Annotated in this window: 17 protein-coding genes and 1 tRNA gene; 7 read left to right on the top strand and 11 right to left on the bottom strand. The window is 61.2% G+C overall.

Annotated features, from left to right (window positions below; translation table 11 throughout):
- The first annotated feature begins 1 nt into the window (after position 1).
- The 3 genes from HMPREF9465_RS08850 to HMPREF9465_RS08840 are packed head-to-tail and all read left to right on the top strand — an operon-like array spanning position 2 to position 3,337.
- Complete coding sequence (locus HMPREF9465_RS08850) at positions 2-1,465, top strand: DUF2868 domain-containing protein (protein ID WP_005436138.1); 1,464 nt, start codon at positions 2-4, stop codon at positions 1,463-1,465.
- A 34-nt stretch (positions 1,466-1,499) separates the two neighbouring features.
- A complete protein-coding gene (locus tag HMPREF9465_RS08845; protein ID WP_005436137.1) occupies positions 1,500-2,960 on the top strand; it encodes a GTPase domain-containing protein in 1,461 nt (486 codons plus the stop codon).
- A gap of 5 nt (positions 2,961-2,965) precedes the next feature.
- The gene (locus HMPREF9465_RS08840) at positions 2,966-3,337 is read left to right on the top strand and encodes a DMT family protein (protein ID WP_005436136.1); all 372 of its coding nucleotides are present in this window, start codon (positions 2,966-2,968) and stop codon (positions 3,335-3,337) included.
- 100 nt (positions 3,338-3,437) lie between these two features.
- Here HMPREF9465_RS08840 and secF read toward each other — a convergent pair whose 3' ends face one another.
- The 6 genes from secF to HMPREF9465_RS08810 form a co-directional block, all read right to left on the bottom strand.
- Positions 3,438-4,370: a protein translocase subunit SecF gene (gene secF, locus HMPREF9465_RS08835; RefSeq protein ID WP_005436135.1), complete on the bottom strand. Its 933-nt coding sequence runs from the start codon at positions 4,368-4,370 to the stop codon at positions 3,438-3,440.
- Positions 4,371-4,385: 15 nt separating this feature from the next.
- On the bottom strand, positions 4,386-6,278 hold the full coding sequence (gene secD, locus HMPREF9465_RS08830; RefSeq protein ID WP_005436134.1) for a protein translocase subunit SecD: 1,893 nt from the start codon (positions 6,276-6,278) through the stop codon (positions 4,386-4,388).
- Positions 6,279-6,458: 180 nt separating this feature from the next.
- Positions 6,459-6,806: a preprotein translocase subunit YajC gene (yajC, locus tag HMPREF9465_RS08825; protein ID WP_005436127.1), complete on the bottom strand. Its 348-nt coding sequence runs from the start codon at positions 6,804-6,806 to the stop codon at positions 6,459-6,461.
- 124 nt (positions 6,807-6,930) lie between these two features.
- The gene (gene tgt / locus HMPREF9465_RS08820; RefSeq protein WP_005436125.1) at positions 6,931-8,064 is read right to left on the bottom strand and encodes a tRNA guanosine(34) transglycosylase Tgt; all 1,134 of its coding nucleotides are present in this window, start codon (positions 8,062-8,064) and stop codon (positions 6,931-6,933) included.
- A gap of 45 nt (positions 8,065-8,109) precedes the next feature.
- On the bottom strand, positions 8,110-9,156 hold the full coding sequence (queA, locus tag HMPREF9465_RS08815) for a tRNA preQ1(34) S-adenosylmethionine ribosyltransferase-isomerase QueA (RefSeq protein ID WP_005436122.1): 1,047 nt from the start codon (positions 9,154-9,156) through the stop codon (positions 8,110-8,112).
- Between the two features lie 129 nt (positions 9,157-9,285).
- Positions 9,286-10,626, bottom strand: a complete 1,341-nt coding sequence (locus tag HMPREF9465_RS08810; protein WP_005436120.1) for a TldD/PmbA family protein — start codon at positions 10,624-10,626, stop codon at positions 9,286-9,288.
- Between the two features lie 107 nt (positions 10,627-10,733).
- Here HMPREF9465_RS08810 and yjgA point away from each other — a divergent pair, with 107 nt between their 5' ends.
- Both yjgA and mog read left to right on the top strand, forming a co-directional pair.
- Positions 10,734-11,294: a ribosome biogenesis factor YjgA gene (yjgA, locus tag HMPREF9465_RS08805; RefSeq protein ID WP_005436118.1), complete on the top strand. Its 561-nt coding sequence runs from the start codon at positions 10,734-10,736 to the stop codon at positions 11,292-11,294.
- A gap of 24 nt (positions 11,295-11,318) precedes the next feature.
- Entirely contained in the window at positions 11,319-12,677 is a 1,359-nt protein-coding gene (gene mog, locus HMPREF9465_RS08800; protein ID WP_005436117.1) for a molybdopterin adenylyltransferase, read from the top strand.
- Positions 12,678-12,790: 113 nt separating this feature from the next.
- On the opposite strand, the gene HMPREF9465_RS08795 is transcribed toward mog, so the two are convergent.
- From HMPREF9465_RS08795 to HMPREF9465_RS08775, 5 genes are all read right to left on the bottom strand, one after another.
- Positions 12,791-12,875, bottom strand: a tRNA-Leu gene (locus HMPREF9465_RS08795).
- Positions 12,876-12,899: 24 nt separating this feature from the next.
- Positions 12,900-13,409 (bottom strand): 2-amino-4-hydroxy-6-hydroxymethyldihydropteridine diphosphokinase, encoded by a 510-nt coding sequence (gene folK, locus HMPREF9465_RS08790; protein ID WP_005436114.1) that lies wholly within the window; start codon positions 13,407-13,409, stop codon positions 12,900-12,902.
- Positions 13,402-14,841, bottom strand: a complete 1,440-nt coding sequence (gene pcnB / locus HMPREF9465_RS08785; protein ID WP_005436113.1) for a polynucleotide adenylyltransferase PcnB — start codon at positions 14,839-14,841, stop codon at positions 13,402-13,404. The genes folK and pcnB overlap by 8 nt, the downstream gene beginning before the upstream one ends.
- Positions 14,842-15,528, bottom strand: a complete 687-nt coding sequence (locus tag HMPREF9465_RS08780; RefSeq protein ID WP_005436111.1) for an HAD family hydrolase — start codon at positions 15,526-15,528, stop codon at positions 14,842-14,844.
- A 17-nt stretch (positions 15,529-15,545) separates the two neighbouring features.
- Positions 15,546-16,223: an HdaA/DnaA family protein gene (locus HMPREF9465_RS08775; RefSeq protein ID WP_005436109.1), complete on the bottom strand. Its 678-nt coding sequence runs from the start codon at positions 16,221-16,223 to the stop codon at positions 15,546-15,548.
- 298 nt (positions 16,224-16,521) lie between these two features.
- Between HMPREF9465_RS08775 and purM the strand changes: the two genes are divergently transcribed.
- Positions 16,522-17,550: a phosphoribosylformylglycinamidine cyclo-ligase gene (gene purM / locus HMPREF9465_RS08770; RefSeq protein ID WP_005436107.1), complete on the top strand. Its 1,029-nt coding sequence runs from the start codon at positions 16,522-16,524 to the stop codon at positions 17,548-17,550.
- A 53-nt stretch (positions 17,551-17,603) separates the two neighbouring features.
- A complete protein-coding gene (locus HMPREF9465_RS08765) occupies positions 17,604-19,265 on the top strand; it encodes a phosphoethanolamine transferase (protein ID WP_196793876.1) in 1,662 nt (553 codons plus the stop codon).
- Positions 19,266-19,305 lie beyond the last annotated feature (40 nt).

The following is a 19,305-nucleotide window of genomic DNA, read 5'->3' as shown; positions in this document are numbered from 1 at the left end:
CATGTCCGACTCCACCCCAAAATTCGTTCACCTCTCCGAAAGCGATGCCCGCGACGTCCTTTTTGCCGAAATGCTCGAGAAAAGGGCGGGAGGCGACGGACGCTGGAGTGCCGGAACCCGGGATGCGGCCACGCGCGACGCCAAAAGGCTCGCGGGCGAGGGGGTATGCGCAAGAGACTTTCTCCCCCTGAGAGCCAGGCTTGTGGCCGCCCGCCTGCACGAGGATCCCGCCAATGCGTTCGGGACAACGTCGTTTCGCCGCGCAAGCCTCGCGCTGACCGTCATTCTCGGTCTTGCCGCCCTGATGAGCGGAATGCTCACCGACCACCTCGCCACCGAGGGTGCAAGGATCAACCTTCTCTCGCCGCCTCTCCTTCTTCTCATCGTCTGGAACCTTGCGGTCTACCTGCTGATCATTCTCAAGCCCCTGATGCCGAGCGGCATCTCCCGACGGCCTCTGTCCGTCAGGGAGTTCCTCTCCAGAAGCCTTCTGAAGGCCGCAGGCTCCTCCGCCGTCTCCGTTGAAGCAGGAACTGCGCTGTTCCTGCCCCAATGCCGCTGGCTTGTCGCCCGCGCCCTGCACATTGCAGCCATCCTGTTCGCCTCAGGCCTTCTCGCAGGCATGGCCGTACGCGGCATCGGCACCGCCTACCACGTCGGCTGGGAAAGCACCTGGCTCGCCGACAACCCCGAGGCCGTCCACACCGTCCTTAATACGATTTACGGTCATCTTCCTTTCTGCCCGCCAGTGCCCGACGTCAGCGCGGTCGCCGCGCTCGCCTTCGACGCGCAGACCGCCTCCGCAGTCGACGCCGCACCATGGCTTCTGCGCCTAATGTGCCTGCTTGCACTCGCAATCATTCTTCCCCGCCTGTTGCTCGTCCTGAAGTGCACCGTCGGGCTCGCAGCAAGCCGTCGTCGCGTCCGCATCGACCTTGAGTCTCCCTACTACCGTTCCATTCTCTCGGTATCCGACGCTCCCGCTGTCAGAACCACCGTCATCGTCGACAGCACGGATTCGGTCGACGGCCTTCCCGCACGCTGGCATGACTTCAAGGCAAAGCTCAAGACTGCCGAGCCCGGCTCAGGAGACGTCGACCTGCTGGCCGACAGTGCCTGGGACGGCACAACGAGTGAAGTTCTCGCCGCCATCAAACCCGCGATCATCCACCGCCTGCTTCTTGCCTTCGACCCGTCCTCCACTCCAGAAGTGGAGGTGCACGGGGCCATGATGGATGCGGCAGCCTCTTGGTGCACCTCGAAGCAGAGTCCCGCCCCCGTCGTCGTGCTTGATCTTTCACGCATCAACAGGCGCTTCGGCAGGGACAGCCCCGCCGCAGGCAGTCGCACGGCCCTCTGGCAGACCTTTGCCGCAGAGCGGGGCCTCAGAACGCTGGCCACCGACATGAGCATTCCTGAAGACGTCGACCGAATCTGCACGCTCCTTTCAGGTCAGGTGCGATAATTCAGGAACAGTCCGAAAACGCGCAGAAGAAAACATGTCCGATCACGATCAGTTCCGCATTCACCTCAGCCTCGTGAGCCACACCAACATCGGCAAGACCACGCTTGCCCGCACCCTGCTGATGCGGGACGTGGGCGAGGTCGCCGACCGCGCCCACGTGACGGAGACGACAGACGACTACGTGCTCGCCCGCGATTCGGCAGGCTGCGAGCTTGTTCTCTGGGACACCCCGGGATTCGGCAACTCCGTCGCGCTCGCCAAGCGCCTTGCAGGTCGAAGCAACCCGATCGGATGGTTCCTCTCCGAAATCTGGGACCGCATGACAAACAAGGCCTTCTGGCTCAACCAGAGGGCCATCAAGCACGTGCGCGACATCTCCAGCGTCGTGCTCTACCTCGTCAACGCCTCGGACCTGCCCAAGACAGCCCCATACATCACGGCGGAGATGCAGATCCTATCCTGGATAGACAAACCCGTCATCGTGCTGCTCAACCAAATGGGCAAGCCCAGAACGCATGCTGAGGAACAGGCAGACGTCGCCACTTGGCGAGAGGCCATGGCTCCGTACCCCTTCGTGAAGGACATCCTTCCAATGGACGCCTTCGCCCGCTGCTGGGTGCAGGAAACGGCGCTGTTCGATTCGATCGGCAGGGCGCTGCCCGCTCAGATGCACTCGACGTTCGACACGCTTCGGGACATCTGGACACGCAGCCGCCGCGCCCTCTACCTCTCCTCCGTCGACGCCATGGCCCGCCACATGTGGCGTCTGCTTCAGGCCCACGAACTCGTCCCGACTCCCACGCTCAAGGACCATCTGCGCTCCTTCGGCTCACAGATCGGCCTCATCAAGACGCGCAACGAGGCGCTTGAGGACGCCCAGACCGCACTCTCGGCCATGGCCGCCGACAGCCTGTGCTCGCTCACGGACAAGCTCATCGGAATCAACGGTCTCACGGGAAGCGGCGTTTCTCGCGAAATCCTGCGCCGCATGAAGACCGACTGGCAGATGGCCTCGCACAGCATCTCCCCCGGCCCCGCCGCCGCTGTCGGCGCTAGCGTGGGCGTAGCGGGCGGCGCTGCAGCGGGAGCCGCAGCCGACATGGCGAGCGCAGGACTCTCGCTCGGACTCGGCACGCTGCTCGGCGGCATCATCGGTGCCATCGGCGGCGTCGGCGCGGCCACCATCTACAACTCCCGCCACCGCAAGGAGGGCATCGACATCTCCTGGAGCGAACGTGCCGCTCAGGACTTCATGCTGGAAAGCCTGCTCCTTTATCTGGCCGTCGCCCACTTTGGGCGCGGCCGCGGCGACTGGCAGGAAGGCGAAAGCCCCGAATTCTGGAAGAAAGCCGTGCAGGACGCCATGACCGAACAGAAGGTGAGCTTTCAGGCCATCCGCAAGCTCACGCCCGAAGAGGGTGTCGAACAGCTCACCCGCATGACGGACTCCCTGCTGAGGGGCGTCTTCATGCAACTCTATGAACGGAGCATCTGACCGACATGCTCTCCAAAGGCTTTGCAACCGTCGGGCTTCTGCTCGTCTCGAACGTCTTCATGACGCTCGCCTGGTACGCCCATCTCAAGCTCCAGAGCGCCAAACTCATCAGCAACTGGCCGCTCTACACCGTCGTGCTCTTTTCCTGGGCGATCGCGCTTCTTGAATACAGCTTCATGGTGCCCGCCAACAGAATCGGCTTCGAGGGCAACGGCGGTCCCTTCTCGCTCATTCAGCTCAAGATCATTCAGGAGGTCATCACCCTGACAGTCTTCACGCTCTTCTCCGTCATCGCCTTTCAGCAGCATCTGGCCTGGAACCACTTCGCCGCCTTCGCCTGTCTGGTGGCGGCCGTCTATTTCGTCTTCATGAAGTAAGGGCTCAGATCGGCATCTCATCAACGCCATAACGAACAATGCCGCCCGAACACGAAGCCCGGACGGCATTGTTCATTTTGAGGTGCAGGATGCAGCAACCTTACGGCACCATTTCCTCAACCTCGTCCTTCTTGACCGGACGCACGAGGTCCTCGCGCTTCACGCCAAGATAGAGCGCAATGGCCGCCGCGACGAAGACGGAGGAGTAGACGCCGAGCAGAATGCCGATCGTCAGGGCGAGCGAGAAGTAGTGCAGCGCCGGACCGCCGAAGAAGAACATCGAGAGCGTCATGCAGAGCGTCGACGTATGCGTGATCACGGTACGCGAAATCGTCGCCGTAATGGCCGAGTTGATGACCTCCATCGTGTCGGCGCGACGCATCGTGCGGAAGTGCTCGCGGACGCGGTCGAAAATGATCACCGACTCGTTCACGGAGTAGCCGAGGACCGCCAGCACCGCAGCGAGCACAGGAAGCGAGAACTCCCACTGCATCACCGAGAAGATGCCCAGCACGATGAAGATGTCGTGCAGGTTGGCGATGATGGCCGCCACCGAGAACTTCCATTCGAATCGGAAGGCAAGGTAGATCATGATGCCAGCCACGACGAGCGCAAGCGCCGTGCCGCCGTCGCGGGCAAGCTCCTCGCCCACCTGGGGACCGACGTATTCGGTACGGGTGAGCTGGGCTTCAGGGGTCTTCTGGTGAATGACCTTCATGACCTCCTCGGCCACCTGGCCCGAGGTGTAGCCCTGCTTGGTCGGCACGCGGATCACGATGTCGGAGGCCGTGCCGAAGGTCTGGACGAGCACTTCGTTGGAGACGGCCTTGAGGTCCTGTCGAACCTGTTCGGTGTTGGCCGCGGACGGATAGCGGACCTCCATCTGCGTGCCGCCGGTGAACTCGATCGAGAACGCAAGGCCGTGCGTAAAGATCCAGAAGACGGCGACGATGAAGCTCACCAGAGAGATCAGATTCAGCACATGCCTGTAGTGCATGAACGGAATCGTCTTGTGAATGCGGAAAAATTCCATGATGTTATCCCCTCATCAGCGAGCAGTCTTCTCTGCGTCCGGACGCCAGATCTGACCGATGTGAACCTTCGTCAGCTTCTTCTGGCGGCCGTAGATCAGATTGATCATCGAGCGGGAGACCACGACCGACGTGAAGATCGAGGTCATGATGCCCAGACAGTGCACCACGGCAAAGCCGCGGACGGGACCGGAACCGAAGATCAGAAGCGCCAGACCGGCGATGAGACTCGTGATGTTCGAGTCAAGAATCGTCGCAAAGGCACGATCGTAGCCTTCGCTGATGGCGGTCTGAGGCAGACGACCGAGACGCAGTTCCTCGCGGATGCGTTCGTTGATCAGCACGTTCGAGTCAACGGCCATGCCGAGCGTCAGCGCGATGGCGGCGATGCCGGGCAGCGTCAGCGTAGCCTGAAGCATGGACAGGAGCGCGATGAGCATCATCACGTTACACACGAGCGAGGCGGCGCTCACAAGACCAAAGACCTGATAGTAGACGGCCATGAAGATCGCGATCACGATGAAGCCGTAGAGCGTGGACTTGAAGCCCGCGGAAATGTTGGCTTCGCCGAGCGACGGACCGATCAGGCGTTCTTCGACGATTTCCATCGGAGCAGCCAGCGAGCCGGCGCGCAGCAGCAGGGCCGTGTCGGTCGCCTCGACCGTCGACATGCGACCGGAGATCTGCACGCGGCCGCCGCCGATTTCCTGACGGACGACGGGAGCCGTCACGACTTCGCCCTTGCCCTTTTCAAAGAGGATGATGGCGATTCGCTTGCCGACGTTGTCGCGGGTCACGTCCTGGAAGATGCGGGCGCCGCGGCTGTCAAGCTCGAGGTTGACGGTCGGCTCCTGCGTCTGGCTGTCAAAGCCGGGCTGGGCGTCGTTGAGGTTTTCACCCGTGAGGATCACGCGGCGCTTGACGAGAAGCACGTTGCCCTCGCGGTCCATGAACTTCTCATCGCCGAAGGGCACGTTGCCCTGTGCAAGCTGGGCGAGCGCCTCAGGAGAGTCGTCGACAAGACGGACTTCAAGCGTAGCGGTGCGGCCGAGAATGTCCTTGGCCTTGGCCGTATCCTGCACGCCGGGAAGCTGAACCACGATGCGGTCCGCACCCTGCTGGGCGATCACCGGCTCGGCAACGCCGAGTTCGTTGATTCGGTTGTGCAGGGTCGAGATGTTCTGCTTCAGGGCGTAGGACTGGACGTTTTGGACGGCCTTCTGGGAGAGTTCGGCGCGCAGGAGGTACGGAGCGGCGGAAGCCTCGGGGAGCGAGAGCACCAGATCAGGCTGCGTGTTGCGCAGCAGGTCATTGGCGCGGGCGCGTTCCTCTTCGGAAGCGAAGCTCACTTCAACCACGTTGCCCACGCGGTTCATGCCCGTGTGGCGGATGCGCTTGTCGCGAAGCTGCGTGCGAAGGTCGGCGAGCGTCGCTTCGGCGCGCTTCGTAATGGCCGCGCGCATGTCGACCTGAAGCAGGAAGTGCACGCCGCCGCGAAGGTCAAGGCCGAGATACATCGGCAGCGCCCTGATCGAAAGCAGCCACTGCGGGGTGTTCGGGGTGAGGTTCAGGGCCACCACGTAGGCGGGGTCCTCACGGTTCGGGTTGAGCGCCTTTTCAAGGACCTCGCGGGCCTGAAGCTGCTTTTCGGCCTCAGTCGGCTCGAAGCGTACGCGCACGGTGTTCTGCTGGGCGCCCTGTTCGAAGAAGATGCCGTTGGGATGCAGGTCTGCATTGCGCAGAAGATCCTCGACCGTCTTCAGGGTCTGCTCCGTCACCTTCACCGTCGCCTTGCCGGACGAGACCTGCACTGCAGGAGACTCGCCGTAGAAGTTCGGCAGGGTGTAGACCAGACCGATCACAAGGGCGACAACGATGACGATGTATTTCCAGAGAGGATAGCGGTTCATCGCATGTTACTCCGTTGCGCCGCAGGATTTTTCCTCAGGCGCAACCGTTGTGAAAACCACTTGAAGAAAGTGGGGTTCGAAAATGGGTTTAAGCCCGGACGCTCGTCCGGGCTTAAAAAAGCGCCAAGAGCATCTGCTCTCAGCGCTTCGTGCACTTCAGTGCGTGCACGTTGATGCTGCTCAGATCTTCAGCGTGCCCTTCGGGAGGACGACGCTGACCGAGGTGCGCTGCATGCGGATCACGACGGGCTTGCCGTCGACGGAAGCCACCTGAAGGCCGATCGTCTGTTCATCGACGGACTCGATGCGGCCGGAAATGCCGCCGAGCGTGGTGACTTCATCGCCGCGCGTCAGGCCTTCGCACATCTGCATGTGTTCCTTCTGGCGCTTCTGCTGAGGACGGATCAGGAAGAACCAGAACACGGCAAAGATGACGACGAGCGGAACGACCTGCATGAGGAAGCCTTCCATGCCGCCCACCTGAGCGGCGGCCTCGCCGGCAGCCATGGCATCGCTAACAAAAAACATTTGAACTCCAGTGATTCAGGAATGTGTGAAATCGGAACCTTCGGCGGAAGCGAGTCCCGCCGAAGGAGATTTGAGACATTATAAGGATCTTGCCTTATCTCTGACTGAGAAACTCCGGGAGGATTTACTCCACCCCGCGGGCGCGATCCTCGGCGAACTGCTTCTTCCAGGCCTCGAACGTCCCTGCCTCAAGCGAGTCGCGCATCTCCTGCATGATCTGAAGGTAGAAGGAGAGGTTGTGGATCGTGTTGAGGCGCGCGCCGAGGATCTCGCCTACCTTGTGGAGATGATGCAGATAGGCGCGCGTGAAGTTGCGGCACGTGTAGCAGTTGCAGCTCGGATCAAGCGGGCGCAGGTCGTTGCGGTAACGACTGTTCTTGAGCTTCACGTCGCCGAAACGGGTGAAGAGCCAGCCGTTGCGCGCATTGCGGGTGGGCATCACGCAGTCGAACATGTCGATGCCCTGGGAGACGCCTGCCACGAGGTCCTCGGGCGTGCCCACGCCCATCAGGTAGCGCGGACGGTCGTCGGGGAGCTTGTGCACGATGTGGTCCATGATGCGGAGCATGTCCTCCTTGGGCTCGCCGACGGAAAGGCCGCCCACGGCATAGCCGTGGAAGCCGATGCCCTTGAGGCCCTCGAGCGACTCCTCACGCAGGTGCTCGAACATGCCGCCCTGGACGATGCCGAAGAGTGCGTTCGGGTTCTCGAGACGATCGAACTCGTCACGCGAGCGCTTCGCCCAGCGAAGGCTCATGCGCATCGACTTGGCGGCCTCGAGTTCGGTGGCGGGACGGTCGCCGATCTTGTAGGGCGTGCACTCGTCGAGCACCATCACCACGTCGGAGTTGAGCACGCGCTGGATCTTCATCGACACTTCGGGCGACAGGAAGAGCTTGTCGCCGTTGATCGGATTGCTGAACTTCACGCCTTCCTCGGTGATCTTCCTCAGTTCGCCAAGGCTGAAGACCTGAAAGCCGCCCGAGTCGGTCAGGATGGGCTTGTCCCACTGCATGAAGTCGTGAAGACCGTTGTGGGCCCCGATCACCTCGAGGCCGGGACGCAGCCACAGGTGGAAGGTGTTGCCGAGGATGATCTGGGAGCCGATCTCCTTGAGTTCATAGGGCGCCATCGCCTTCACGGAACCGTAGGTGCCGACCGGCATGAAGATCGGCGTCTGAACGACGCCGTGATTGAGCGTCAGTTCGCCGCGACGGGCTCTGCCGCACGTCGCCTTGACCTTGAAATCAAAAGCCATGTTTCTCTTGTGTCCTTGTCTTGTGTACAGGTCCTGCTGGCCGGATCAGCCTGCAAGACGGGCGTTTTCGATGAAGCATGCGTCGCCGTAGCTGAAGAAGCGGTACTTCTCCTCAACGGCATGGCGGTAGGCCTCCAGAATGCGCTCGCGGCCCGCAAGGGCGGAGACCAGCATGACGAGCGTCGACTTCGGAAGATGGAAGTTCGTGATGAGCGCGTCGATGATGCGGAAGCGATAGTCGGGCATGATGAAGAGCGAGGTGTCGCGGGCGCCCGCGGCCACGTGCCCGACGGCGTCGGCCGCGCTCTCGATCGTGCGCAGCGACGTCGTGCCGACGGCGATCACGCGGCGGCCCTCGGCCTTCGCACGATTGATGCGCGCGGCCACGTCCTCGGGCATGTTGAACCATTCCGAATGCATCTGGTGTTCAGAAAGATTCTCGACGCGAACGGGCTGAAAGGTCCCCGCGCCGACGTGAAGCGTGACATACTCGATGTCGACCCCCTTGGCCGCAAGCCTGCCGAGAAGATCCTCGGTGAAGTGAAGGCCGGCCGTTGGAGCGGCCACGGCGCCGGGATAGCGGGCATAGACCGTCTGATAGCGGCTCTCGTCGGACTTCTGCGCCGCATGCGTGATGTAGGGAGGAAGCGGAACGCGACCGAACGCCTCGAGAACGTCGAGTACGGGACGCTCGAACTCAAGTTCGAAGAACTGGCCCTGACGGCCCGTCACCATGACGGGCTCCTCGATGCCGTCGGCCTCGAAGTAGAGGACAGTGCCCGGCTTCGGGGACTTGCTGGCGCGAACCATGGAGATAGCGGTGCGCTCGCCCGTGACGCGCTCAATCAGGGCCTCGACGTTGCCGCCCGTGGCCTTGCGGCCGAGCAGGCGGGCCTTGATGACCTTGGTGTTGTTGGCGACAAGCAGGTCGCCTTCGTGAAGAAAGCCCTCGATGTCCGTGAACGTGCAGTCCTCGATCACGTCCTTCGTGATGTGCAGAAGACGAGATGCAGTGCGGTTTTCAAGGGGATACTGGGCGATGAGCTCCGGCGGGAGCTCGAAATCGAAATCGGATAAGTGCTGTTCTTGCATGGCTTGACAGGCCAGTGGGAATTTGAGAAAAGCGGCATTCTACCCGCTTTGCCCGCGACTGTCTCGACAAAGACGCCTGACTTTGCACCTCGTTGCGAAGAAGCCCCTTCGAGGCTCATTCGTCAGAGCTCATTCGCCCGCGAGCATCAGATCGGGAATCAGCAGGCTTCCCGATCGACGCACGCCCGTGTCGTGTTCGTCGGCTCCGATCGCCTCGATCGTCTTCATCATCGTGAGAATGTTCGAGGCAATGGTCACCCCTTCGACGGGGGCGACGATCCGCCCGTTCTCGACCCAGAAGCCCGAGGCTCCCCTCGAATAGTCTCCCGAGACCGCGTTGAGCCCCTGCCCGATCAGCTCCGTCACGAGGAATCCCGTGCCAAGGCGCTCGAGCATCGCCCGCCTCGTGTCCTCAGGTCGAGTCTCGGTGCTGGAAAGCCTCAGGTTGTAGGCTCCGCCGAGATTTCCCGTCGTCCTCATTCCGAGCCTTCGGGCGGAATAGCTGGAGAGGAAGATCCCCTCAATCCGTCCGTCCGACACGATCATGCGTCTTCGTCCCGCGCACCCTTCGTCGTCGAAGACTCCGGAACCGAGCGCCCTCATGAGATAGGGATCCTCCTCCACGAAGACATGAGCAGGAAGAATCCGCTCGCCAAGCCTTCCCTCGAGACAGCTCGCATGCCTGTACCAGGCGCGCCCGTTGAGGAGTTCTTCAAGAATGTCCAGAAGTCCCGTCGCCACGGGCGCATCAAAGAGCACCCGCGCACGACGGCTCGACAGCGGCCTTGCGCCAAGGCGAGCGACCGTGCGCCCGGCAGCCGTGCGTCCGAGTTCGGCGGGGTCCAGAAGATCCTCGACGGCGCGCCCCTGCGTCCACCAGCCGTCGCGCTGCATGCCGGAGTCGTCCTCGGCAATGGGCGCAGCGTCCATGTCGTGACGCGAATACCTGTAGCCAGCGCAGAACCCGAGCGAATTGGCCAGCGTGAACTCCCCCGACGAGGTCGAGAAGTTCGTGCCATCGGAGTTGACGATCCGCTCGTCCGCCTCGAAGACGGCCTCCTCTACGGCCGAGGCCAGCCTTACGGCCTCCTGGACGCCTCCCTCGAACGGATGCCAGAGCGACAGGTCACGCATGTCGGCCTGCAGATCCTCCGCCTCGGGAAGTCCCGCAGCAGGGTCCTCCGCCGAGACGCGGGCGATGTCGACGGCGGCCTGCACGGCCGCCTCGAGCGAGCGTTCGGAAAAGTCCGCCGTGCTTGCGCAGCCTTTTCGCCCTCCGATCCACGCGTTGAGCGTCAGGACACGCTCCTCGGTGTGCTCTACGGCGTCGACCTCCCCCATGCGCACCGTCACGCTCAGCCCCTTGTCGTGGCTCACCTCGGCGCTTGCGCAGTCCGCCCCAAGCGACTTCGAACGCTCCACCGTCCATCGGGCGAGCTCCTCCGTGCGCATTTCGACTTCATCCTGCATTTTCACTCTCCTTCCTCCGCCTTCACGGGCCTTCGGACATCCGACGTCCTGCCCGCGATCCCGCTATCATAAGGGTTTTGATGACTTTTTAACGCAAGAGCTTTGCCATGCGCCAGGAACAGATCTACGAAGACGACGTTGACGAAAACGGCTACCGCGGCCCCTCCAAATCCCAGCTCAAGCGCGAGCAGAACGCGCTCCAGGATCTCGGACGCGAGATGACGAAGCTCGGCGACGAGCAGCTCAAGCGCATCGGCCTTCCCGACGAGGTTCTCGTGGAAATCGTCGAATTCCGCCGCATGAGAAGCTTCGGCGCGCAGCGACGCCAGCTCCAGCTCATCGGCAAGAAGATGCGCAACATGGATCCCGTCGCCGTTCGCGAAGCGATCGACCGCGTCACGGGCGAATCCCGCGCCGCCGTCGCCCTGCTTCACCGCTGCGAGACGCTGCGCGACCAAATGCTTGCAGGCGACGAAGCGCTCACCAAATTCATCAGCGAGCATCCCGAAGCTGACATCCCACGCCTTCGGACGCTTGTGCGTACAGCTCGCAAGGAGCGCGAGGCACAGAAGCCGCCCAAGAGCGCCCGCGAGCTCTACCGCTACCTTCATGATCTTCTCGAAGAGCCCATCAGCCTCTTCGCCGAAGACGACGAGAACGAAGAATAACCATCAGGCCAAAGGACGATTTCGATGAAGCCGCCTCGCAAAAGTGAAAACGAACTGATTCTGGGCCTCGTGTCCGTGTCTGACCGCGCCAGCAAGGGCGTCTATGACGACCGCGGCATTCCCGAGCTCGAAGCCTGGTGCAGGAAGGCCATCATCAACCCGATGGCCGTGCACAAGCGCCTCATCCCCGACGAGCGCTTCGAGATCGAGAAAACGTTGCGCGAGCTCGTCGACATCATCGGCTGCGACCTCGTCCTCACGACGGGCGGAACGGGCCCCTCGCGCCGCGACGTCACGCCCGAAGCGACGCTTGCCGTCGGTACGCGCGAGATGCCGGGCTTCGGCGAACAGATGCGAGCGATCTCAGGCCACTTCGTCCCGACCGCCATTCTGTCGCGCCAGACGGCCGTGCTTCGCGAAACGCCCGATCATGCGGCGCTCATCATCAATCTTCCCGGCCAGCCAAAGGCCATTGCTGAAACGCTTGAGGGCCTCAGGGGCAAGGACGGCAAGTCCGTCGTCAACGGCATCTTTGCAGCCGTGCCCTACTGCATCGACCTCATCGGCGGTCCCTACGTCGAGACCCGCGAGGAAGTCGTCAGGGCCTTCCGCCCCAAGAGCGCTCAGCGCCTGAAGCCCGCAGAGGAGAAGCAGGCCGAACCGGTCCAACCCTCCCAACCCGCCAAGCCTGCGGAACCCGCCGTCAAGCCCTTCGATCCGAAGGACATCCTGATGGTCTCCCCGCGGCGCGCGCAGAATGCGCCTGAAGCCGCCGTCATCTGGCTCCACGGCATGGGCGTCGACAACAACGACTTCGCGCCCTTCCCTGACGAGATCCTTGACTTCGGCGGTCCCGTCTGCCGATTCATTCTGCCCAACGCCCCCGTGCGTGAAATCTCCGCGCATCCGGGCTATCCGCTCCGCGCCTGGTACGACGTGCGCTCGGACAAGATCGACGACAACGAGGACCGTGCAGGCATCAGGGAAACCGCAGCCCGCATCAGTCTTCTCATCACGGACGTCGAAAAGGCGGGCATCCCCCGCAGCCGCATCTTCCTCGGAGGCTTCTCTCAGGGCGCGGCCGCCGCACTCTACGCGGGACTTCGTGAAGAAGAACCTGTCGCGGGCATCGTGGCCCTTTCGGGCTACCTGCCGCTCGCGGGCACTCTGTTCTCAGAAATCACGCCCGCCGGCCGCAAGACGCCCGTCTTCATGGCGCACGGTCTCTTCGACTCCGTTATTTCGCCACTGACCGCCAAGCGCAGCGCTCAGGTCATTCAGGAGATCAACCCCGACTTCCGCTGGCTTCCGTTCGACATGGACCACGAAATCTGTCAGGACGAGCTCGCGGCGCTGGCACAGTTCCTCCGCCAACATCTCTGAGACAGGACCCAACTCTCATTACGCAAAGCCTGTGCGGACTTCCGCGCAGGCTTTGCCGCTTGCAGGATAAAAGAAAAGGCCGGTGCAACGACTGCATCGACCTTAGCTTTTGATGGTCCCCAGAGAGAGACTCGAACTCTCATGGTTGTTCACCGGCGGATTTTGAATCCGCTGCGTCTACCATTCCGCCATCCGGGGAACCCTTTCAAATTAAGAAGTGAATTATGCCATATTTTCCGGGCCCAGTGGGCGGATCAGATGATCGGGATGAGCCTCCCGCACGTCCCTGACGGCTTCTCCGACGGTGCGCCCGTCAGGCAGTCTCCAGTCAGGCAGCAGATCCGCAATCGGCACCAGCACGAAGAGGCGTTCGTGCATGCGAGGATGAGGAAGCGTCAGCACGGGATCGTCGGAAACCGTCCCCTCATAGGCAATCACGTCCAGATCGAGCGTTCTGGGCGCATTGACAACGCCCGCCGGCCTAACGCGACCGTGTGCGTTCTCAATCGCCTGACAGGCGCGCAGAAGCGCCATAGGCTCAAGCGTCGTCTCGACCAGCACCGCAGCATTGACGTAGTCGGGACCGGAAGACTCGACGGGACTCGTCGTATAGAAGCGACTCGTGCCGAGCACGCGGATGCCGTCCGTCCGTCCGAGCGCCTGCACAGCAGACCTGAGTGCCTCAACGGGCTGCCCCAGATTGGCCCCGAGCGCGATGATCGCCTCAGGCATCACTGCGCTCCTGACGGCTGCGGGAGGAGCGTCGCGGCGAACGGCGACGCCTTCTCGACGAGCGGCGCTCGCCATCCTCGGCAGGCGTCTCGCCGCCGGCGGACGCTGCGCGGCGTCGATGGCTGCGGGCGGCGTCCCCCGTCATGCGGGCCTCGCGCTGAGCCTCTGCGATCATGCCTGCACGAGTTTCCTCGTCGGAGAGCGCAAAAGCGTCCCACCACTGAACGAGAGACTCGGGCACATGACCGAGTAGCGAACGAAGCAGCATGAAGTCATAGGCAGCACGATAGCGGGGATGGGAGACGAGCGCATAGGCAGTCTTGCCCGTGCGGCGCTCGAACCTCGCCTGAAGCATCCACAGATCGTGGATGTCCGCCTGATAGCGTCGCTGGATGTTCAGCTGCTGGCACTGGGTGGCAAGCACGTCGACGCAGGCCGCATGAAGGGCGGCCATGCGGCTCATGCCCTTTTCATCCTCGTTGTAACGCCAGCGCTTGACGACCTGCGGCCAGAGCAGCGTGCCAAAAAGGAAGGAGGGCGAAATCTTCTTGCCGACGGCGATGCGCTCGTCGGTGCGCTTCAGGGCGAGCATCAGGAACTCCTCGCCGTCAGGCTCGGAGACGATCACGTCCAGCAACGGCAGAAGCGCCTTGTGAAGTCCCTCCTGACGCAACTTCGAGAGGCAGGCCACGGCATGACCGCTGGTCAGAAGCTTGAGTACCTCGTCGACAAGACGGGCGGAGGGCACGTTTTCGAGAAGCTTCGCCATTTTGGGAATCGGCGCTTCAGTGGCGGGCTCGATCGTGAAGCCGAGCTTCGCCGCGATGCGCACGGCGCGCATCATTCGCACGGGGTCTTCCCTGTAGCGCTCGGCTGGATCACCGATCATGCGAAGGCGCTTTGCGGCGAGATCTTCAAAGCCGCGGTGATAGTCGAAGAGCTCCTGCGTCTGGGGATCGTAGTACAGCGCATTGATCGTGAAGTCGCGCCTAGCCGCGTCCTCCCACATCTCGCCGAAGACGTTGTCGGAGACGACGCGCCCCGTGGCGTCCTTGCGCTGGCCCGCGCCCTCGAGCGCACGGAAGGTCGAGCACTCGATGACCTCGCGCCCGAAAATCACATGTACGAGCTTGAAGCGACGGCCAATGATCACGGCGCGGCGCTGGCAGCGCTTCACCTGTTCGGGCGTCGCATCGGTCGCCACGTCGAAGTCCTTGGGCGTGACGCCGAGCATCAGGTCGCGAACGGCACCGCCCACGATGTAGGCCTGGAAGCCGCGACGCTTGAGCGCCTCGCAGGTCGCCCGCGCCTCAGCCGACACCAAGGCCGGATCGATGCGGTGCTCATCTGCGGAAATCACGCGGGGATTCTTGACGACAACGGAACGTGGGGCGAACATGTCCCTCACCCGGTTGACAATACGGCCAAACATTTACGCCCTGTCCTTTTTGAAAATATCCATGATTCGCCAGCCTCTGCAGGCGGCTTCCGACCGAAGCATGCCGTCTGGATTGACGGCGAACGCCTTGCCGCGTTCAGCGGCAAAGGCCAGCATCGGCAGATCGTTGATCGAGTCGCTGTAGGCCTCCAGCCTGAGGCCGTCATCAGCAGCGCCCAGACTCTCCAGAAACCCCCTGAGGAGCACCAGCTTGCCCTCGCCGTATGAGTGGGACCCTGCAATTCGGCCCGTGAACTCTCCGAAGGCGTCCTCTTCAGGTCGAGCCGCCACAAGATGCCTGATGCCGAAGAGCGGCGCAATCGCCCCCGTCACGAAGGCATGCGTGCCTGAAGCAAGCACAAGCTCAAACCCCGCCTTCCTGCGGGACTCGACCAGATCGAGCGCTTCGGGGCGGAGGTGCGGCCTGACGCAGGCATCGATATAGGCTGCGCGCCACTTCTCCAGATCCTGCCGCCTGCAGGCAGCCAGAAGCCCCGCCTGAAAGCCCATGAACTCGTCGGCACTGAATGCACCCTTGCGGTAGGCTTCGGCATAGGCCTCGATCCGGGCGTCCATCAGGGCGACATCCATGCCTGCGGCTCTCACGAGCCAGCGGCTCCAGTTCTCTCCGCTGTCGACGGGGAGGAGCGTGTGATCAAGATCGAAGACTGCAAACTTCATGTCGTGAAAAAACGGGATCAGTATGCCTGACGAGCGTGCTGCCTCTCATCAAGAGAGGTCACGGCCTCGCGCAACAGAGGAAGCGTCACACGACGCTGCTTCTGCAACCCGAGGCGGTCCGCCTCATCAAGCACACAGGTGAGCGTGCGCATGTCGCGCGGCAGGTTGGCCCCCATCCAGTGAAGGATGTCGGGCGTGAGCTCGATGCCGCGTCGTGCGGCCTGACGGTGAAGCTCGGCAAGACGCTCCTCATCGTCAAGCGGACGAATTGCATAGCAGAGTCCCCAAGCCAGACGACTTCTGACGACTTCAGGAAGCGGAAGCTGAGCGGCGGGCACCCTGCCCGCACACACGAGATGCATGCCCGGCGTTCCGCGCACGGCATTCTGCAGTGCAAGCAGCTGCAATGCCCAGCCAGGATCCAGTTCGTCCACGTCGTCAACGACGTAGAGCGGCACCTTCGGATCGAACATCGGCACGCGGAAGCCCTCTTCAGGCACCAGACTTCTCAGCAGATGCGTGAGGCCCGCCCCCTTGGGACCGTACAGATACACGAAGGTGGGCCCGCAGCCTGCGGCCACTTCTCGCAGAACACTGACGGCTTCGCCGTTGGCACCGACAACGAAGTTGTCGAGCGTCGGCTTGTCGCGCTCCTGCAGGTCGAGCAGATACTGATCGGGTTCGTGTTCGTACATAATCTCGGGCGGTGGAAATCTGAGCGCATGATGCGCACACGTCCAGAATCTTAGAGTTTACCTCGAAAACATTGTTTTCGTCTGCTCCATTTGTCATGCCTCCGCTTCACTCAAACCCTTGCTCCGCCTGCGACCTCCCCTGCTCAAAAATCGTCTTATCCGCCTCATGAGGCGGCTCTTTGGCTTATACTTTCGCAAACTCTTTTATTAGGCAACCCGTCCCCGGTCACACCCTTCGGCACGACGTGCCCCCTCTTCTGCGTGTGCCCGCGGACCCTCTTTACTCGAGATACTTTCCATGAGCCAACTTTCCTACGCGGCTGCCGGCGTTTCCATCGATGCCGGCGACGAACTCGTTGAACGCATCAAGCCCTTTGCCAAGCGCACGATGATCCCGGGCGTCCTCGGCTCCATCGGCGGCTTCGGCGCGCTCTTCGAAGTCAGCAAGGAATACAAGAACCCGGTTCTCGTCACCGGCACGGACGGCGTGGGCACCAAGCTCATGCTCGCCTTCAAGCTCGGCCGTCACGACACGGTCGGCCAGGACCTCGTTGCCATGAGCGTCAACGACATCCTCGTGCAGGGTGCCCGCAGCCTCTTCTTCCTCGACTACTATGCCTGCGGCAAGCTTGACGTTGACGTCGCCGGTCGCGTTGTCGCCGGTGTCGCCAAGGGCTGCGAACTCGCTGGCTGCGCTCTTATCGGCGGTGAAACCGCCGAAATGCCGGGCATGTATCCGGAAGGCGAATACGACCTCGCAGGCTTCGCCGTCGGCGTTGTCGAAAAGGACCTGATCATCGACGGCCGCACGATCCAGCCGGGCGACACGATTCTCGGCCTTGCCTCGAGCGGTCCGCACTCCAACGGCTTCTCCCTCATCCGCAAGGTGGTCGAAGTCGCCGGCGCTGACTGGAACATGCCGTTCGACGGTGCCACGCTCGCCGACCGCGCCATGGAACCCACCCGCATCTATGTCAAGCAGGTTCTCGAAGTCATGAAGTCCGTGAAGATCAAGGGCATGGCCCACATCACGGGCGGCGGCCTCGTGGAGAACGTGCCCCGCGTTCTTCCCGAAGGCGTTCAGGCCGTCATCGACGGCAAGTCCTGGACGCGCCCGGCCATCTTCGACTGGCTTCAGGAAAAGGGCAACATCGACAGCCATGAAATGCACCGCGTCTTCAACAACGGCATCGGTCTCGTCGTGATCGTCTCCGCCGAAGACGCCGAAAAGGCCCGCGGCGCCTTTGAAGCTCAGGGCGAAAAGGTCTTCACGATCGGCACGGTCGCCAAACTTCCCGAAGGTGAAGCTCCCTGCGTCGTCCGCTGATCGCGCCCGCATTGACCTAGAAGTCAATACAAACGATCTCTTCGGAAAGCAACGTGATTTATCATGCTGCTTTTTCTATTTTCGGCCCTTGCCTTAAAGCCATTTCCTCCATGTCGTTCAAGCTCTCCAACACCTACCTTAAGCTTTTCATCATGACAGCTGCCGCGAGTGCCATGCTCGTTGGAAGTGAATGCTTGCATCGCTTGTATTTCGACATAGTTCCGTTAGGCCGCCCTTGGGAAGAGTTTCTCTACCTTCTGACCTTCACGTCCATACTTTGCTTTTCCCGTTGGGCGTTTACCAAAGTCTGCGCCGCATTCTTTCTCTTCCTCTGCTTGATCGTCAATCCCGTTCATTTCGAGATCTATCAGAGTTGGATCAATGGGATCAACTACTACTTGGCCCTGGCCGAGTGGTCCGAGGTTGCCAACACTGGCGTCTCAATGATTCCTAAGCTCATTCCTACGATTCTCTGGGGTCTTGTTGACCTTCTTATCGTTGTGCTTCTCTATAAGTACTCCCAGAAGATTCGTCAGGGAAAAAGCCGATGGCCGATTTTAGATGTGCTGTTCGTCCTCTTGATCGCCATCGTCAGCGTTCGCTCCTTCGACACCTGTCAAGAGCACGGCATCTCACCCAAAACCTCCTACGGCAAGGTCAAGTCGAACTATTTCTCATTCGGCTATTTTCTTGGACGAGTTTTGCCCTACAAAGTGTTCAACCTCAGCAAGATCACCGACTACAGGTCACTCGCCCCTACTCGACTCAGTGATCCCAAAATCGACCACATCATCTTCATCGTAGGCGAAAGTGAATCTGCAGCCCATGTAGGAGCCTTCGGTTACGAACGCAACACGACGCCCTTTTTCTCTGAAATCAAGGGACGCGACGACTTCATTGTCCGCCCCATCCATTCCGCAGCCTTCATGACGGCTGTTGCTCTTCCGACGCTTTTCAACGCCATTCCACAACCCAACGGCATGGTGCAGATCATGCACGGAACAACGAACCTATTCAGGCTCGCCAAGGATCAAGGATTTCAAACCTATTGGTTCACAGCTCAAGCTCGAAATGAGATGAACATCTTGAACCTGATCGGCGGAAAGTGGATCGATAAAATCACCTTTCCTGAAGCCTTCGGGCTTTCGGACCGGGAAAGCATGCCCGACTTCAACCTTCTTACCCAGTTTGATACGGTCAACTTCAATACGGGAAGGCAGTTTGTGATTCTTCATCAGCGAGGTTCCCACACTCCGTACGGAACCCTGCTATCTACAGAAGAGGTCTCAGTGTACGGCGATAGCATCGTCGACCACTATGACGCCACTATCCTCAAGACCGACAAGCTTATTCAAACTGTTTACGAGAGCATCCAGAAGAAGGGGCTCAAAAACTGGTTGTTGCTCTATACGTCTGATCACGGAGCTTACGTCACCAACAAAACCTACAATCAAGGCACTGTTCAGAGGGATAGCTATACAGTTCCTCTCTTCATTGCCAGTGACAATGCGGAAGTTATGGCAACCTATCGCAAGGTCTTTGACAACGATCTCGCTGCCTTCCATCAACAGGTTTCAACATCCGTCATCCAACTCCTAGGCTACGACGTCAAAATCTCAGATCCTCAAACCGCAACGGTCAATGGCAACATCCTGACGGGGGATGCTGGATGGTTGCTCTACAAAGACGGTACCTACCAATACGTCTACCCATAAAGCAACTCAAAGATAGGGAGGGCCTGATTCAGGCGCCTCC

Source organism: Sutterella wadsworthensis 2_1_59BFAA, from assembly GCF_000297775.1.
GTDB classification, from domain to species: domain Bacteria; phylum Pseudomonadota; class Gammaproteobacteria; order Burkholderiales; family Burkholderiaceae_F; genus Sutterella; species Sutterella wadsworthensis_A.
This window is presented reverse-complemented; position numbering and strand designations above follow the sequence as displayed.

Bases quoted from the DNA above. Each gene is read 5' to 3' on its own strand.
- mog (WP_005436117.1), top strand. From the start codon at position 11,319: ATGAAGCCGCCTCGCAAAAGTGAAAACGAACTGATTCTGGGCCTCGTG.
- HMPREF9465_RS08780 (WP_005436111.1), bottom strand. From the start codon at position 15,528: ATGAAGTTTGCAGTCTTCGATCTTGATCACACGCTCCTCCCCGTCGAC.
- secD (WP_005436134.1), bottom strand. From the start codon at position 6,278: ATGAACCGCTATCCTCTCTGGAAATACATCGTCATCGTTGTCGCCCTT.
- HMPREF9465_RS08850 (WP_005436138.1), top strand. From the start codon at position 2: ATGTCCGACTCCACCCCAAAATTCGTTCACCTCTCCGAAAGCGATGCC.
- pcnB (WP_005436113.1), bottom strand. From the start codon at position 14,841: ATGTTTGGCCGTATTGTCAACCGGGTGAGGGACATGTTCGCCCCACGT.
- queA (WP_005436122.1), bottom strand. From the start codon at position 9,156: ATGCAAGAACAGCACTTATCCGATTTCGATTTCGAGCTCCCGCCGGAG.
- secF (WP_005436135.1), bottom strand. From the start codon at position 4,370: ATGGAATTTTTCCGCATTCACAAGACGATTCCGTTCATGCACTACAGG.
- folK (WP_005436114.1), bottom strand. From the start codon at position 13,409: ATGCCTGAGGCGATCATCGCGCTCGGGGCCAATCTGGGGCAGCCCGTT.
- HMPREF9465_RS08775 (WP_005436109.1), bottom strand. From the start codon at position 16,223: ATGTACGAACACGAACCCGATCAGTATCTGCTCGACCTGCAGGAGCGC.
- HMPREF9465_RS08840 (WP_005436136.1), top strand. From the start codon at position 2,966: ATGCTCTCCAAAGGCTTTGCAACCGTCGGGCTTCTGCTCGTCTCGAAC.
- purM (WP_005436107.1), top strand. From the start codon at position 16,522: ATGAGCCAACTTTCCTACGCGGCTGCCGGCGTTTCCATCGATGCCGGC.
- HMPREF9465_RS08845 (WP_005436137.1), top strand. From the start codon at position 1,500: ATGTCCGATCACGATCAGTTCCGCATTCACCTCAGCCTCGTGAGCCAC.
- HMPREF9465_RS08810 (WP_005436120.1), bottom strand. From the start codon at position 10,626: ATGCAGGATGAAGTCGAAATGCGCACGGAGGAGCTCGCCCGATGGACG.
- tgt (WP_005436125.1), bottom strand. From the start codon at position 8,064: ATGGCTTTTGATTTCAAGGTCAAGGCGACGTGCGGCAGAGCCCGTCGC.
- yjgA (WP_005436118.1), top strand. From the start codon at position 10,734: ATGCGCCAGGAACAGATCTACGAAGACGACGTTGACGAAAACGGCTAC.
- yajC (WP_005436127.1), bottom strand. From the start codon at position 6,806: ATGTTTTTTGTTAGCGATGCCATGGCTGCCGGCGAGGCCGCCGCTCAG.